Genomic DNA, 14,452 nt, shown 5'->3' on the forward strand with positions numbered 1-14,452 from the left:
GGAATCAGCGGTGACAAGCCAAATTTGTATTCTAGGTGGTGGGTTTGGCGGCCTTTATACCGCCCTCCGCCTTGCTCAATTTCCTTGGTCTGCGCCTCCAGAGATCACCCTTGTGGATCAGAGCGATCGCTTTGTCTTTACTCCCCTCCTTTACGAATTAATTACAGGGGAGCTACAGGCGTGGGAAATTGCCCCGCCCTTTGTTGAGTTGCTCAAGGAGACTCCGGTCGTCTTTCATCAGGGAACTGTGAGCGCTGTGGATCTCAAGGAAAAAACGGTGCACTTGACTGAGGGCACCCCGCTCACCTACGACAAACTGGTTCTCGCCTTGGGAGGGGAAACCCCTAAAAACAGCATTCCCGGTGTCGCAGAGTATGCCTTGACCTTCCGAATTCTCAGTGATGCCTACCGTCTCGAAGAAGCGTTGCAACGGCGGGAGCGCTCCGATCGCGATCGCATCCGCGTGGTGGTGGTCGGTGCTGGTCCTAGTGGCGTGGAATTGGCCTGTAAACTAGCGGAGCGCTTGGGCAGCCGCGGGCGCATTCGTTTGGTGGATCGCAACACCGAGATTCTCAAGTCTTCTCCAGAATTTAATCGCAAGGCAGCTCTGCGTGCCCTTGAAGAGCGGGGGGTTTGGATTGATTTAGAAACAACCCCGGTTGCTGTCACTGCGGATCAGATTTCCCTGCAATACAAAGACCGCGTGGATGATCTGCCCGTTGATATTGTCCTATGGACGGTGGGTACAGCCGTTTCACCCGTGATTGCTGCCCTTGATTTGCCCAAAACCTCCACGGGGCGCCTGCAGGTGATGCCCACATTGCAAGTCGTTGATCATCCAGAGATTTTTGGCCTTGGGGATGCCGCGGATGCGGTAGATGAACAGGGACAACCGATTCCCCATACGGCACAGGCGGCTTTTCAACAGGCGGATTATGCGGCTTGGAATCTTTGGGCCAGTCTGAGCGATCGCCCGCTACTGCCCTGTCGTTATTCCCATCTCGGTGAGATGCTCACCCTCGGAACTGATCGCGCCGCCTTGGCAGGGCTAGGACTGACCCTCGATGGCCCTCTGGCTTACTTGGCACGCCGACTGGCCTACCTCTACCGCATGCCCACCTTTGAACATCAACTGAAGGTGGGGCTGAACTGGATGGCGAAACCAATTTTGGATCTGTTGACCGGCACCGTGAACTAGAACGTGTGCGCATTCTTGGCCTAGACCCCGGCCTTGCTACCCTTGGCTATGGCTGTATTGAGGTGCAGAACAACACCTGCCAAGTGTGTGATTTTGGTGTGATTACCACTCCTGCGGATATGCCCGCGGGCGATCGCCTCCAGAGTCTCTACAGCGATCTGCACACGTTAATTCCTGCCCTCCAACCAGATTTAGTGGCTTTGGAGCGCCTCTTTTTCTACAAAATGAGCCATACGATTGTGGTTGCTCAAGCGCGGGGCGTGATTCTTTTAGTCCTGAGTCAACTGCACTGTCCCCTAATGGAATTCACCCCTCCCCAAGTGAAGCAAGCCCTCACCGGCTATGGCAATGCCGCGAAAATAGACGTTCAACAGGCGGTGCAACGGGAACTCAATCTCAGCACGCTGCCCAAGCCCGATGACGCTGCCGATGCCCTAGCGATCGCCCTCACGGCCAGTCGTCACTGCCCCTGCCTCGACACTTGACCAAGCCATTGCCACCGCTTCACTGAGCCATTGGCGGGTTTTGCGATCTAGCAGATCATCCTCGGCGAGTACCCATTCCTGAACCTGCGCTAGACTGTGGCCTTCGGCACGGCAAATCGTAATCACGCCGGCGATCGCTGCCGCCACCACCTCTTCACTGACAGGCTGCTGGCTGAGGGCTGCTATTTCTTCGAGACTCCTTGGAATGGGATAATGCATAGGGCAACAGGGTAATTCTGAGAAACCGTAAACTCTCTTAAACTGTTTAGTACAGTGAAGTTTACGCCAAATCGTGCCGTTGTCAAGCTCCTTAGCGGACTTTTGAAACAAAATGCAAGAACTGTTATACCTTGAGGTGCCCACTCCCGATACCGCAGCGGTGATTCACTGGCTGCACCACACCTTTGAGCCGCGCATTGGCACCATTGCGCCAAAACCGACCGGGGGTTGCTGGCAGGTTCCTGAGGCGCCCACGGAACTGGCCATTTTCCTGTGGAGCTTGCAGCGAACCACATACCTCAAGGTGATGCGCTGGGGAAAGCGGCCTTTCCCCCAGGAGCGTGCCTGTCTCCAACACCTTCAACAGCATTTGCGTTTGGCCTTTCCACTGCAACCTGAGGCGCTTCCCCCTTGGCCGGCTGGCAAGACAATTTTTGAAGCTTTGGCCGATCGCTATCCGCTGACCGTGAAATACTTCCAACACATGCCCCAAGGTGAGGCGGATTTAGAGCGGGTTTATTGGTGGGAGCAACGCTGGCGCCAAGGGGTACAACAGCCCACGCCCCCGGTTCCTGTTTTGCACACTGCAACGACACCCTGTGATCCCCCTCGCTATGACCTAGTTTATGTGGGGGGTGCCTTGGGGGTGATCCACGCAGCGGTGATGGCGCGGTTGGGCTATCGGGTTCTGGTGATCGAGCGGTTGCCCTTTGGCCGCATGAATCGGGAGTGGAATATCTCCCGCATGGAATTTCAGAGTCTGATTGATTTGGGCTTGTTTACGACTGCGGAGTTTGAGAGCCTGATTGCCCGCGAGTACCGCGATGGCTTTAACAAGTTCTTTGATGCCACTAGTCCTCCCCATTGTCGGGCACCCGTACTGCACACCCCGACGGTTCTCAATATTGCCCTTGACTCGGCCAAATTCCTGCATCTGTGCGGTGAGAAACTGCGCCAAGCGGGGGGTGAGATTTGGGATTGGACAGAATTTGAGACAGCCACGATTCATCCCAATGGTGTGGTTCTGCAAACCCAGCACCGCCAAACCCAAGAACAGCGACAGGCGATCGCCCGTGTCCTCATTGATGCGATGGGCACCGCCTCCCCCATTGCCCGTCAACTGAACGGCGGTCGTGCCTATGATAGCGTCTGTCCGACGGTGGGGGCGATCGTCAAGGGCATTGTCCCAGAGGTTTGGGATGGCAACTATGGCGATGTTCTCTTTAGCCACGGCGATATTTCGCGGGGACGGCAACTCATTTGGGAACTGTTTCCGGGAGCGGGGGAAGAGCGCACCATTTATCTCTTTCACTACCACCACATCCAGCCAGAGTTTCCCGGCTCTTTGCTGGAACTGTACGAGGACTTTTTTACCATCCTGCCGGAGTACCGCCGCTGCGATCTCGATCAACTCACTTGGGTCAAACCCACCTTTGGTTACATCCCCGGCTACTTTAGCCACCACCGGGGCGATCGCGCGGTGGCCTTTGATCGCGTCTTGGCCATTGGCGATGCCGCCTCACTCCAGTCTCCCTTGGTGTTTACTGGTTTTGGCTCCCTGGTGCGCAACCTGCCCCGCTTGACGGATCTACTGGACACCGCCCTGCGTCATGACCTTGTGCAAAAGCAATTCCTCAACCAAATTCGCGCTTATCAGAGCAATACAGCGGTGACATGGCTCTTTTCACGGGGAATGATGGTGCCCAGCGATCGCCCCCTGCCCCCAGAGCGCGTCAATGCCACGTTGAACACCTTTTTTGGCATCCTCGCCCAGGAATCCCCCGAATTGGCCGATCGCTTTATCAAAGACCGTGCGGGTTGGCTCCCCTTTAACCGTATGGCACTGCGAGCTGCTTGGCAAAACCCCGGCCTCCTTTGGTGGATCTACGAAATGGTGGGGGTTGGGGATCTGCTGCGCTGGCTGCAAAGCTACCTCAGTTTTAGCTTGGATGCCCTGTACCATGCCCTCTTTGGCTTTTGGCTGCCCCCCTTGGTGCGCCGTTGTCAACCGTGGCTAGAACCCATGGCACCACAACTTTGGTTTTGGCTCTTGGTGCAAAGCTATGCCCTGAGCTACTCTGTGGGGCAACCCCGCCTTGAGCGTCCTTTGGCACCGCTGCCAACCCCTAGAGTTGATCAAGCGGTTTCCCCTCGCTAACCTTGGGAACAAAGGTGTTGCGGAGAGAATGACGGTGAATGCAGCAGAGCAGGCAGTGACCGTGCAGATGGCCAGCAAATTGGGGGCGATCGTCCACCTCTTTAAGCAGTGCAATGCGGATCTGCGGGCAGACCTGCACCCTTGGGCCGATGACCCCCATACCCGCAACCTAGTGGATCCCGATTCAATTGACATTGGTTTTCACCTACCGGGCTGGAGTCGCCGCTGGCAAGCCCGCAGTTTGCTTCTGCAAATTCGCCTCTATTGCGATCCAGACTCTCCCCAGCGCCGTGCCATTGGTCTAGACATCGTGGGGTTTAGCTATATGAGTGAGCAGTGGCGGTTCAGTAGTATTGGTGCTGGCGTATTCAGTGGTAACAATCTGCCCAGCGAAGACCTCCAACAGCAACTGCGCTCGATTAGTCAAAAAATCCTTGCGGTCTTAAATACTTAACTTGTAGGGCAGCAACTCTTCGGCAATGCTACATCCAACCGTCTCCTTTCTGGTGGGAACCTTGGCTGCATTGTTTCCAATTGCAGACCCCATTGGTGCAGTGCCTGTCTTTTGTGCCCTAACAGCTAGACATCCCCTCAAATACCGTCGGCAGAAAGCCAAAGAAACGGCCGTGAACGTTTTCGCGGTTTTAGTCACCTTCTTTCTCGTGGGTAAGTTTATCCTTGGCTTTTTTGGGATTTCCTTAGCAGTGGTGCGCATTGCTGGGGGCTTAATTGTCGCTCACACCGCTTGGCAAATGGTCACTTCGCATCAGCGCTTAACGCTTCAGGAGCACGCCGAAGCCATTGATAAAGACGATATTGCATTGACACCCATGGCGGTTCCGTTGATTAGTGGCCCAGGGGCGATCGGGGTGACGATGACGTTATCAACACGCTGCCAAATTTGGGAAGAGTACCTCGGTTGTCTATTGGGAATTGGATTGTTTAGTGGCGTAGTTTATCTTTGTCTTTTGTTAGGTGAATCTGTGATGCAAAAGTGGGGCAAAACGGGTGTCGGTGCATTAACCCGTATTCTCGGATTCCTGATTCTGGCGATCGCTGTGCAGTTTATCGCCGATGGCAGTCTGGAATTGATGAGGACAAAGCTATGTGAAAGTCGCTAAACTAAGCCCTTGATGGCATGAACCTAATTGATTTTCAACATGACCCTATTGCGCCTTTTTGTCTATGGCACCCTTAAACCCGGCTATCAACCCCATGAAATCCTCTGTCGGCCTTGGCTGAGTGCCCATCAATCAGCGCTGGTGAGAGGTCGCCTTTATCACCTACCGATGGGGTATCCCGGTCTGACGGCTGAGGAAGGTTGGGTGCAGGGGGAGTTACTGATCTTTCATGATCCACCTCCCAGCGTATTGGCGCGGCTGGATGCCTTTGAAGGCTACCATCCGAACTTGGCTCCCGAAGTAAATGCCTACCATCGCCAACAGGTGCCAGTGTATGACTTGAATCATCAACCTTTGGGCACAGCATGGGCTTATATGATGAGCACTGAGCGGGTGCGGGATGTCAACGGCGAATGGCTGCTAGAGGGGGTGTGGAATCGGCCAACAGACCTACGTGCCTAGACTTGGGTTTTAGCAGTGGTTTTTGCGGGCTTGGCGGAAGCCACATGGAGTTCCTTGAGTTGCTGTGGCTCAACACTGCTGGGGGCACCGGTAAGAAGGCAACGCGCCTGTTGGGTTTTCGGGAAAGCAATGGTGTCGCGAATGGAGTCTTCGCCGGCAAGGAGCATGACTAAGCGATCTAGGCCATAGGCAATACCCCCGTGGGGAGGGGTACCAAATTCAAAGGCCTCGAGAAGGAAGCCAAATTTTTCTTGGGCAGCCGTCTCATCAAGGCCGATGGTTTCAAAAACTTGCCGCTGCAATTCCGGTTGATAAATACGCAGACTGCCGCCGCCCACTTCGTAGCCATTGAAGATCAGATCGTAGGCTTGGGCACGGGCAGTTTTGAGATCCTCAAGGTCGGCGGGATGGGGTGCCGTAAAGGGATGGTGCAAGGCCTCAAGGCGCTTTTCTTCGGCATTCCACTCAAACATGGGGAAATCCACCACCCACAGCAGATGGGTTGCCGTCGGATCAATGAGGTCAAATTCACGGGCAATGGTCTGGCGCAGGCGATCAAGGGTTTTATTCACCGTTGCCGTATCCCCTGCCCCAAACAGGAGGAGATGCCCCGGCTCGGCACCCGTGCGCTCTAAGAGCGTGGCTTTCTGCTCTGGGGAGAGGTTATCCTTGATGGCACCAATGGTGTCAATCTCGCCGTTGTCGCGAACGCGGATATAAGCCAGCCCCTTGGCGCCGGCAGTGGTGGCCTCTTGGAAGAGATCGCCGCCGGGTTTAATGCGCACGTTCGAGATGCGGTCGTTACCATTGGGAATCGGCAAAATTTTCACCACGCCCCCTTGGGCGATCGCGCCACTAAAAACTTTGAAACCAGAGTCTTTCAGAATATCGGAGACATCCACCAGTTCAAGGCCATAGCGGGTATCGGGCTTATCGGTGCCATAGCGATCCATGGCCTCTTGGTAACTCAGGCGGGGAAAGGGGCGCGGCAGATCAATGCCCTTCACGGTTTTGAAAATGTGGCAGATGAGTGCTTCGTTGAGATCAATAATTTCATCCTGATCCATGAAGCTCATTTCCATGTCCAGTTGCGTAAATTCTGGCTGGCGATCGGCCCTTAAGTCCTCATCGCGAAAGCAGCGAGCAATCTGGTAATAGCGATCGCACCCCGCCACCATCAACAACTGCTTGAACAATTGCGGCGATTGAGGGAGGGCAAACCATTCTCCCGGATTCACGCGACTGGGCACTAGATAATCGCGAGCCCCCTCCGGCGTCGAGCGGGTGAGAATAGGAGTTTCCACCTCAATAAAGCCCGCCTCATCCTCGAGGAAGCGCCGCATGGCTTGGACAACGCGATGGCGTAACTGCAAATTCCGTGCCATCCGTTCCCGCCGTAGATCAAGATAGCGGTAGCGCAGCCGCACCTCTTCCCGCACTGGCTCATTCTCGGTGCTGGAGATGGCAAAGGGCAGTTGCTGGCGCACCGTATTGAGGACATCAATGTGATCGGCGTAGATCTCAATGTCCCCCGTGGCCAATTTTGGGTTCACCGAATCCGCAGGGCGCTTGCTGACACGGCCAACAATTTTTACCACATACTCACTGCGCAGGCGATCGGCTTGAGCATAGGAGTCGGGAGTGCGCTGGGGATCACTGACAATTTGGACAATGCCGGAGCGATCGCGCAAATCAATAAAGATCACGCCGCCATGATCACGCCGCCGATCCACCCAACCGTAGAGGGTGACGGTTGTTCCGACATCCGTTAGCCGAACATCGCCACAGTAGTGTGTGCGCATAGACCCCAATGATTTGTGAGTATGTTGGTAAAGCCTTACTATTTTAGCGGTTCACCGCCCTACCGTTAGCGGAGCATCCCCAAAGAATCACAGGTTTGCAGGAGGGCTGCACTTTAGAAATCGCAACAGAAGTTTGCAGGACTTCATGTGGATTCCCTAACTTTAGTTGCAGCTTCAGCAGATTGCGCCCCAATTTCCGAGGGGCAACGTATGGTAGTAGATAGGTAAAATCTAAAGAAAACCTTAAAAGGAGGGCAAGTATGACCCCCTCTCTCCTCCGGCAGTTCTGGCACTTTGTTGAGCAAGTACAGGTGGGACGATTGTTGAGTATGGATGATCACGCCCTACAGGGGTGGCTGGTGACGCAGTTTAGTGACGTTTATCCTTTAGAGCATAACCAGCGCTATCATCTGGAACGCTACATTTCCTCGCGTCTCTCGTTAATCCGCGATGTGGCAAGGGAGCAGGTGCTGCAAGCTAGGGTCGACTGCCCCTAGGGAACCGTGAACTGAGTTCAGCCTTCAAAAGGTGAGAGGATAGTCCTAGTTCGTGTTGCCGTGCAGAATATCAGTACGTGCGAATGATCAACGGGTATCAGCGATTATGGCGGTGGGGAGCGATCGCCCTTGTGACCTTCTTGCTAGCCATTCTCTCTCCTTGGCCAAGTGTGGCTCAGCTCGCCGTACCCGGCATCAGTCAAACCGCAGTCACCCCCCCACCTCCCGGTGTTACCCGCATTGGTGAGCTGGAAATTGCCGATGTTCGCTTCGATGGCAGCACCCTTTTTACCATTGCTGCGCCGACGGTGCGCGATCGCGATAACCCCGGTAACGCAATTCCCGTTGAAGTCCGAGCGGATTTAATTCAATCGAACCTACGGCGGGTACTCCAGAGTGCCCTTGAGCATGGGCGGCGATCGCCCGAACTTGTAAACATTGGTGTGGCTCGCCTCAATAATGTGTTGGTGATCAGTGCCCGCATTGGCCAAGCGGAACGCACCACTCGCCTCCTGACGGTGACAGAGGCCGACAGCGACTACCATCAACTGCCCCCTGAAACCCTTGCCCAGCAGTGGCGAGACATTTTGCAACAGCAGATGAACCGAGCGATTCAGGAACGCACCGACACAGCCCTGATGTCGCAAATTCAGGAGGCTGTCTTGATCTTTATCAAGGTGGGTGCAGGTAGTTTCGTCATTTTAATTGTGCAACGCTTCTTGATCCGCCAACGCAAGCATCTACAAGGGCAACTGGACACAGTGACCACTCAAACGACGGAACCGGAGTGGGTTTTGCCGCTTCTGCCCCATCTGCGGCACCACTTTTTTCTCAAGCAGCGCATCAAGCTCATTAGTCTCGTTCGGTATCTACTGTTGTGGGGACAAGTGGCTTTGTGGCTACTCGGCCTAGCGGCAATTCTGCGCCTCTTCCCCATGACCCGCTGGCTGAGTTCCCAAGTCTATGGCTTGCCGATTCTGTGGATGGTGGTCTGGTTTGGCACGGGGCTGCTGAATCAATTTGCTGACTTGGCCTTTGATCGCATTCGTGTTTTCTGGGAGCAAAATAATCTGCTCAAGTTTGCTGATACCCAGCGTAAAACCCTGCGGATTAGTACCACTGTGGAAGTGATGCGCGGCTTTAAGACCGTTGTCATTTATTTGATTCGACTAGTGGTTATCTTGGGTTCCTTAGGGGTACCTGTTTCCTCCATTCTCGCTGTGGGGGGCTTTTTAGCCTTGGCCATTTCCCTAGGGTCACAGAACTTGGTGAAGGACATTATCAATGGTCTGCTCATTGTCTGGGAGGATCAGTACGGCATTGGCGATGTGGTGGAAATTGAACCCTACTCCGGCTTAGTGGAAAATCTCAATTTGCGCATTACTCAGTTGCGCAATGCCGAGGGTCAGCTGATTACAATTCCCAATAGTACGATTACCAAGGTAGCCAACCTGACCCGCACTTGGTCACGGGTTAATCTCGAACTGTGGGTGGATATTGAAACCAATCCCGATCGCCTGTTGTCGTTGCTGAATGACTTGAGTATCCACTTTTACGAAGAACCGGAGTGGCAACTGAAGATGCTGGAGCGGCCAGAAGTTCTAGGAATTGATCAGATTACCGCCAGTGGCTTACTCGTGCGCATTTGGATTAGGACCCAACCGGGACAACAATGGGTCGTGGGGCGGGAGTTTCGGCGGCGGGTGCTCAACCTGATGGCCACAGAGGGGATTGCCGTGGGTCGGCTGCATCAACAGCTTCACCTTGCCGATCGCAACGGCAAAGGCGAAAGTACTCATCCTTTGGAATCTTGATGGCAGGTCAGCGCATTTTAGTCATCGGCGGTGGTGCCGCTGGATTTTTTGGAGCGATCGCCTGTGCGACGGCTAATTCTCGCAATCTCGTCACGATTTTAGAAGCTGGGGCAACGCTGCTGAGCAAAGTCCGCATCTCTGGTGGTGGTCGCTGCAATGTCACCCACCACTGTTTTGATCCAGCGCTATTGGTGCAGCACTATCCCCGTGGTGGCAAGGCCTTGCGGGGTGCCTTTAGTCGCTTCCAACCCCAAGACACGATCGCTTGGTTTGAGGCGCGGGGGGTGAAGTTGAAAACCGAAGCCGATGGGCGAGTCTTTCCCGTCAGTGATGACTCAGAAACCATTATTGACTGTCTGGTGCGAGAAGCAACGGCTCTGGGCATTCGCCTCCGTACCCGCGCAGCGGTGAAGGAGATGGTGAAAGTCGGCAATGAGTTTCAAGTCACGGTTGCTCAGCAGCCTCAACCCCTTGTGGGCGATCGCGTCCTTCTGGCCACCGGCAGTAGTTCCCAAGGCTATCGCTTGGCGGCACAATTGGGACACACCATTATTCCCCCCGTCCCTTCGCTGTTTACGTTTCACATTGATGACCCGCTCTTGCAGGAGCGCTCAGGCCTCAGTGTCGAACCCGTGGAAGCAACCCTCAAACTGTTGCAGCAGCCGCCCTTAACCCAAACCGGTGCTATTCTCGTTACCCATTGGGGCTTGAGTGGCCCTGTGGTCTTGAAACTCTCGGCATGGGGGGCGCGTGCCTTAGCGGCGCAGAACTATCGCGGCACCTTGGTGGTGAATTGGCTCCCCCATCTGTCACTGCCGCAGATTCAAGGGGAGTTGGCAGCCTGTCGTAGCCATACCCCGAAGCGAGCGATCGCTAGCCATTGTCCCTTTCCGCTGCCGCGCCGCCTCTGGAGCTACTGGACAACCAGCGTGGGGATTCCGGCTGAGCAAACTTGGGCACACCTCAGTAAAAAACAACTGCTGGCACTGGCGGAGGCCTTGCACCGAGGTACCTTCGCGATCGCTGGCAAAGGCGCCTTCAAAGAGGAGTTTGTCACCTGTGGTGGGGTGGCTCTCAAGGAAGTGGACTTTAAGACCATGGCCAGCCGCTGCTGTGAGGGGCTATTCTTTGCGGGCGAAGTTCTCGATATTGATGGCGTGACGGGGGGCTTTAACCTGCAAAGTGCGTGGACAACGGGCTGGATTGCCGGTCAGGGATTGGCAGAGGGTTCGACGGGCACCGTTTCGGCAGGCGCTTCCACGGCCAAACTCTCTTGAGCCGCACCTTGGAGGGCAAGGGGTTCGGTTTCTTTTTGCTTGAGGGTGAGGGGTAGGCGCAGGGGTTGCAGTTCCCGTTGTAGGGCGGGTGCCAAGGGCAACGATTGATCCAAATCCTCAAGGGGACGAGGTACCAACATCACTGCATGGAGTTCACCAATGCGATCGGCTTCTGCCATCCCGGCCTCAAGGGCGATCGCGGTATTGGAGGCCGTGCCGCGAATAATGGCCGTACATAGACCGGCGCCAATGGTTTCGTAGGCCGTTAGGATCACATCTGCCGCCTTGAGCATGGCATCCGCTGCCCCCACCATGGCTGGAAATCCTCGCGTTTCCAATAGGCCAACCGCGTGGCTACTGAGGCGATGGCCGCGACTTTTAGAGGCAATCTGGGCGAGGAGACTGCCAATCGGAAGAATTTTCTCTAGGTTGGGGTCAGGCCGGGGAATGACTAAGGTACTGAGTTCTTGACCAAACTGCTGTGCCCGCTCAGCGCCCTCTTCCACAGCTAGACGCACATCGGCAATTCGCCCGCGCACGATGGCGGTACAGTGGCCACTGCCAATTTTTTCATAGCCCACTAGGAGGACATCGGCGGATTTGAGCATGTGATCGGCAATGCCCACTATCGCCGGAAAGCTCTGGGCTGAAACCAGTCCCAAGGCTAAATCCGTAAAGTCATCCCGTCGCTCCATTAGCGGAAGTCGTCAATCCTGTTCATCGGGTGCATTTCTATCTTAACGGTTGGGTTGCGGAGGGCGCGGATCCCCCAAAAAACCAGATGATCATCTTCATGCCAGCGATCGGCATCTAAAAATGTCTTTAACAGTTCACTGAGAAAGGGGCGATCGCCCCCGGTCACAATCACCGTACCTTGGGGAAACGCCTGAAAAAAGGCGCCCAGATAGGCGTGCAACATGGCGGCAGTACCGTAGTAAAGACCGCTTTCAATCGCTGTGGTAGTAGTGGTTCCCCAACGGGGGGGTGGGTCTGGGGGAAGCGTCACATAGGGTAACGCTGCCGTATAGTCCGCCAGTGCTCGTGCCATTAACCCAACACCCGGGAGAATCACACCGCCCGCAAAGTCACCGCGATCGTTGGCTAGGGTCAGCGTTAATGCAGTTCCCGCATCCACCACACACACTGGTGCCCCATAAACCTGAAGCGCTCCCCAGAGGGCAAGGGCACGGTCAATCCCTAGGGTGGGGTACATCCGAGGAATGGGAATATCCTCGAGGGTGAAGGCGATCGCCGTCGGATAGACTTGGTGCAAGGACACAGAACCAACACTCGCACCCCAGCAGGGGAGGTTGGGATAGTCTTGGGCAGGATTAAAGGCAAATTCCTCAGGGGTGAGGTGCCAAGTGCGGCTGAGGTGTTCACCCGTAAAGAGGGCCCAGTGCTGCCGACTATTGCCAATCATTAGGGCGAACCATTGATTACTCTGTGGGGGCACCATCCACTTCTTCTGGATCGATGAGATAGAGATGAATATGTTTGTATCCCTGCTTAATTTTGAAGGTATCCCCCGGCTTTAGGTTCATGGCTTTGGTATAGGCAGCACCAATGACAATCTGACCATTTTGGTGCACCTTCACTCGATAGGAGGGCGATCGCCCCCGTCCTGATTGACCATTGACGTCTTTTTCTGATGACTGGACTTCTAGTCCGCCGGCAGCGAGTACCGCTTCGTAAAATTTCCCTAAGTTAACACGCACCTCACCAGATTTTGTGACGCGATAGTAGCCACAGAGCTTTGCGGCTTCTTTACGGGATGCAGAACCCAGTTCACTTAATCGCTGCAAGAGTGCTTTACCAGTTAGGGGCTTTGGTTTTTCCATTCGCTCTATATTTCCTCTGTCAGAACACTATTCAAATGAATAAAGCAACTCAATTGTTCTTTAATCAACAGGTACCCACACTAGAGAGAAAAAGGGGGTCTGCGAGAATGATCTGACTAGAAATCATTAGACTTATATTAAGCTACCACTTTGTTTGAAACACAAAGTATTCTTTTTAACAATATGTTAGTTTGAAGCAATCAGTATAATCATATAGTGATACCGAATCTATTTAACAAGAAAAGGAATTTGATGTTAGTTTGTTAAGTTTTATTTATCACTTATTGATTTTTGAGTCAAACTTATCTATAGCATCATGCCTCTCTAAAAATAGGGAAGCCATGTCGGCATTGAGTCTGTCAGAGCAGCCCTAGGATAGAAAAAAGGCTGTATAGTGGCTGTACCCTAGCAGATGAGTGACGAATGACCCCTTGGCAAGCGTTGCGGCGCAACCCCTTAGTGATGCTCAGTTTGGGGGTGTTGCTGACGTTGTACCTGCTGGCGATCGCCGCGGATTTTATTGCTCCCTATAGTCCCTATACCTTTCAAGTGGAGGGTGCCCTGCTGCCCCCTACCCGCATTTACTGGCGCACCCCCAACGGTCAGTGGCTTGGCCCCCATGTCTATCCCACCCGCTTGGGGCCTGTGAACTTGGAAACAGGGGAACGTCCCCTGATTGTGGACTGGCAGGAACCGTCGCCGATTCGCCTCTTTGTCAAGGGCAGCCCCTATCGCTTCTTGGAAATTACCCTGCCCCTACCGACCCGCTGGAGTCTCACCAATCCACAAATTGAACCACGTACGATCTTTGCCGGGTTCCCCAGCGATCGCCATCTCTTTGGCACGGTGGGTAAGGGCTATCTGAATCTGTTGGGCACGGATGACCAAGGACGCGATCAGTTCAGTCGGCTGCTCTTTGGTGCCCGCATTAGCCTCAGTATTGGCCTAGTGGGGGTGGCGATCGCCTTCCCGATTGGCATTCTGGTGGGGGCAATTTCTGGCTACTTTGGCGGTTGGCTCGATGCCGTTTTGATGCGGGGCATTGAGGTGCTGATGACGCTGCCGACCATCTATCTGCTGGTGGCTTTGGCGGCAGTACTCCCCACGGGACTCAGTAGTGGTGAGCGATTTTTGCTAATTACCGTAATCACATCCTTTGTGAGTTGGGCGGGGCTAGCACGGGTGATTCGCGGTCAGGTTCTGGGGATCAAAGAAATGGCCTTTGTCCAAGCGGCGCAGGTAATGGGGGGGCGATCGCTCTATATTATTGTGCGGCACATTATTCCCCAGACAGCAACCTACGTGATGATTGCCGCAACGCTCTCGATTCCCAGCTTTATTGTGGCGGAATCGGTACTCAGTCTCATTGGTCTAGGCATTCAGCAGCCGGATCCCTCTTGGGGCAATATGCTCTCGTTGGCAACGAATGCCTCAATCTTGGTCTTGCAACCGTGGCTAGTTTGGGCACCCGCCACACTGATTGTACTGACGGTGCTGTGTTTCAACATTGTCGGCGATGGCCTGCGGGATGCCCTTGATCCGAGGCAAACCCCAAAATAGCCAAGAGCCTTGGGATAC

Annotated in this window: 15 protein-coding genes; 10 read left to right on the forward strand and 5 right to left on the reverse strand. The window is 54.5% G+C overall.

The window, feature by feature from the left end; genetic code table 11:
• Positions 1-10 precede the first annotated feature (10 nt).
• On the forward strand, positions 11-1,198 hold the full coding sequence (locus RHH81_RS12575; RefSeq protein WP_310438637.1) for an NAD(P)/FAD-dependent oxidoreductase: 1,188 nt from the start codon (positions 11-13) through the stop codon (positions 1,196-1,198).
• 5 nt (positions 1,199-1,203) lie between these two features.
• Positions 1,204-1,683: a crossover junction endodeoxyribonuclease RuvC gene (gene ruvC, locus RHH81_RS12580; RefSeq protein ID WP_206200461.1), complete on the forward strand. Its 480-nt coding sequence runs from the start codon at positions 1,204-1,206 to the stop codon at positions 1,681-1,683.
• On the opposite strand, the gene RHH81_RS12585 is transcribed toward ruvC, so the two are convergent.
• Positions 1,633-1,902, reverse strand: a complete 270-nt coding sequence (locus RHH81_RS12585; RefSeq protein ID WP_206200462.1) for a hypothetical protein — start codon at positions 1,900-1,902, stop codon at positions 1,633-1,635. The two genes, ruvC and RHH81_RS12585, sit on opposite strands and share 51 nt — an antisense overlap.
• Positions 1,903-2,014: 112 nt before the next feature.
• Here RHH81_RS12585 and RHH81_RS12590 point away from each other — a divergent pair, with 112 nt between their 5' ends.
• The 4 genes from RHH81_RS12590 to RHH81_RS12605 are packed head-to-tail and all read left to right on the forward strand — an operon-like array spanning position 2,015 to position 5,643.
• On the forward strand, positions 2,015-4,060 hold the full coding sequence (locus tag RHH81_RS12590) for a flavin-dependent dehydrogenase (protein WP_310438638.1): 2,046 nt from the start codon (positions 2,015-2,017) through the stop codon (positions 4,058-4,060).
• A gap of 34 nt (positions 4,061-4,094) precedes the next feature.
• Positions 4,095-4,514, forward strand: coding sequence for a hypothetical protein (locus tag RHH81_RS12595; protein ID WP_206201709.1), 420 nt, complete (start codon positions 4,095-4,097; stop codon positions 4,512-4,514).
• Positions 4,515-4,539: 25 nt separating this feature from the next.
• A complete protein-coding gene (locus RHH81_RS12600) occupies positions 4,540-5,181 on the forward strand; it encodes a MarC family protein (protein ID WP_206200464.1) in 642 nt (213 codons plus the stop codon).
• Between the two features lie 39 nt (positions 5,182-5,220).
• The gene (locus RHH81_RS12605; RefSeq protein ID WP_206200465.1) at positions 5,221-5,643 is read left to right on the forward strand and encodes a gamma-glutamylcyclotransferase; all 423 of its coding nucleotides are present in this window, start codon (positions 5,221-5,223) and stop codon (positions 5,641-5,643) included.
• Here the strand turns inward: RHH81_RS12605 and aspS are convergent.
• Positions 5,640-7,445, reverse strand: a complete 1,806-nt coding sequence (gene aspS / locus RHH81_RS12610; RefSeq protein ID WP_206200466.1) for an aspartate--tRNA ligase — start codon at positions 7,443-7,445, stop codon at positions 5,640-5,642. The genes RHH81_RS12605 and aspS overlap by 4 nt on opposite strands.
• A gap of 260 nt (positions 7,446-7,705) precedes the next feature.
• On the opposite strand from aspS, the gene RHH81_RS12615 reads away from it, so the two are divergent.
• The 3 genes from RHH81_RS12615 (at position 7,706) to RHH81_RS12625 (ending at position 11,033) form a co-directional block, all read left to right on the forward strand.
• Positions 7,706-7,942 carry a hypothetical protein gene (locus tag RHH81_RS12615; RefSeq protein WP_206200467.1) on the forward strand — a complete coding sequence of 79 codons (237 nt, stop codon included), beginning with the start codon at positions 7,706-7,708 and terminating at the stop codon, positions 7,940-7,942.
• An 83-nt stretch (positions 7,943-8,025) separates the two neighbouring features.
• Positions 8,026-9,756, forward strand: a complete 1,731-nt coding sequence (locus RHH81_RS12620) for a mechanosensitive ion channel family protein (protein ID WP_310743131.1) — start codon at positions 8,026-8,028, stop codon at positions 9,754-9,756.
• Positions 9,756-11,033, forward strand: coding sequence for an NAD(P)/FAD-dependent oxidoreductase (locus tag RHH81_RS12625; RefSeq protein ID WP_310743132.1), 1,278 nt, complete (start codon positions 9,756-9,758; stop codon positions 11,031-11,033). Before RHH81_RS12620 ends, RHH81_RS12625 begins: the two co-directional genes overlap by 1 nt.
• Here the strand turns inward: RHH81_RS12625 and RHH81_RS12630 are convergent.
• The 3 genes from RHH81_RS12630 to RHH81_RS12640 are packed head-to-tail and all read right to left on the reverse strand — an operon-like array spanning position 10,967 to position 12,874.
• On the reverse strand, positions 10,967-11,728 hold the full coding sequence (locus RHH81_RS12630; protein ID WP_310743133.1) for a BMC domain-containing protein: 762 nt from the start codon (positions 11,726-11,728) through the stop codon (positions 10,967-10,969). The two genes, RHH81_RS12625 and RHH81_RS12630, sit on opposite strands and share 67 nt — an antisense overlap.
• Positions 11,728-12,492, reverse strand: coding sequence for a pantothenate kinase (locus RHH81_RS12635; RefSeq protein WP_310743134.1), 765 nt, complete (start codon positions 12,490-12,492; stop codon positions 11,728-11,730). The genes RHH81_RS12630 and RHH81_RS12635 overlap by 1 nt, the downstream gene beginning before the upstream one ends.
• The gene (locus RHH81_RS12640; RefSeq protein ID WP_310743135.1) at positions 12,473-12,874 is read right to left on the reverse strand and encodes an AbrB family transcriptional regulator; all 402 of its coding nucleotides are present in this window, start codon (positions 12,872-12,874) and stop codon (positions 12,473-12,475) included. Before RHH81_RS12640 ends, RHH81_RS12635 begins: the two co-directional genes overlap by 20 nt.
• Before the next feature lie 423 nt (positions 12,875-13,297).
• On the opposite strand from RHH81_RS12640, the gene RHH81_RS12645 reads away from it, so the two are divergent.
• On the forward strand, positions 13,298-14,434 hold the full coding sequence (locus RHH81_RS12645) for an ABC transporter permease (protein WP_206200472.1): 1,137 nt from the start codon (positions 13,298-13,300) through the stop codon (positions 14,432-14,434).
• The last annotated feature ends 18 nt before the right edge of the window (positions 14,435-14,452 follow it).

Origin of the sequence: Thermosynechococcus sp. PKX95 (assembly GCF_031583295.1) — a bacterium.
Classification (GTDB): domain Bacteria; phylum Cyanobacteriota; class Cyanobacteriia; order Thermosynechococcales; family Thermosynechococcaceae; genus Thermosynechococcus.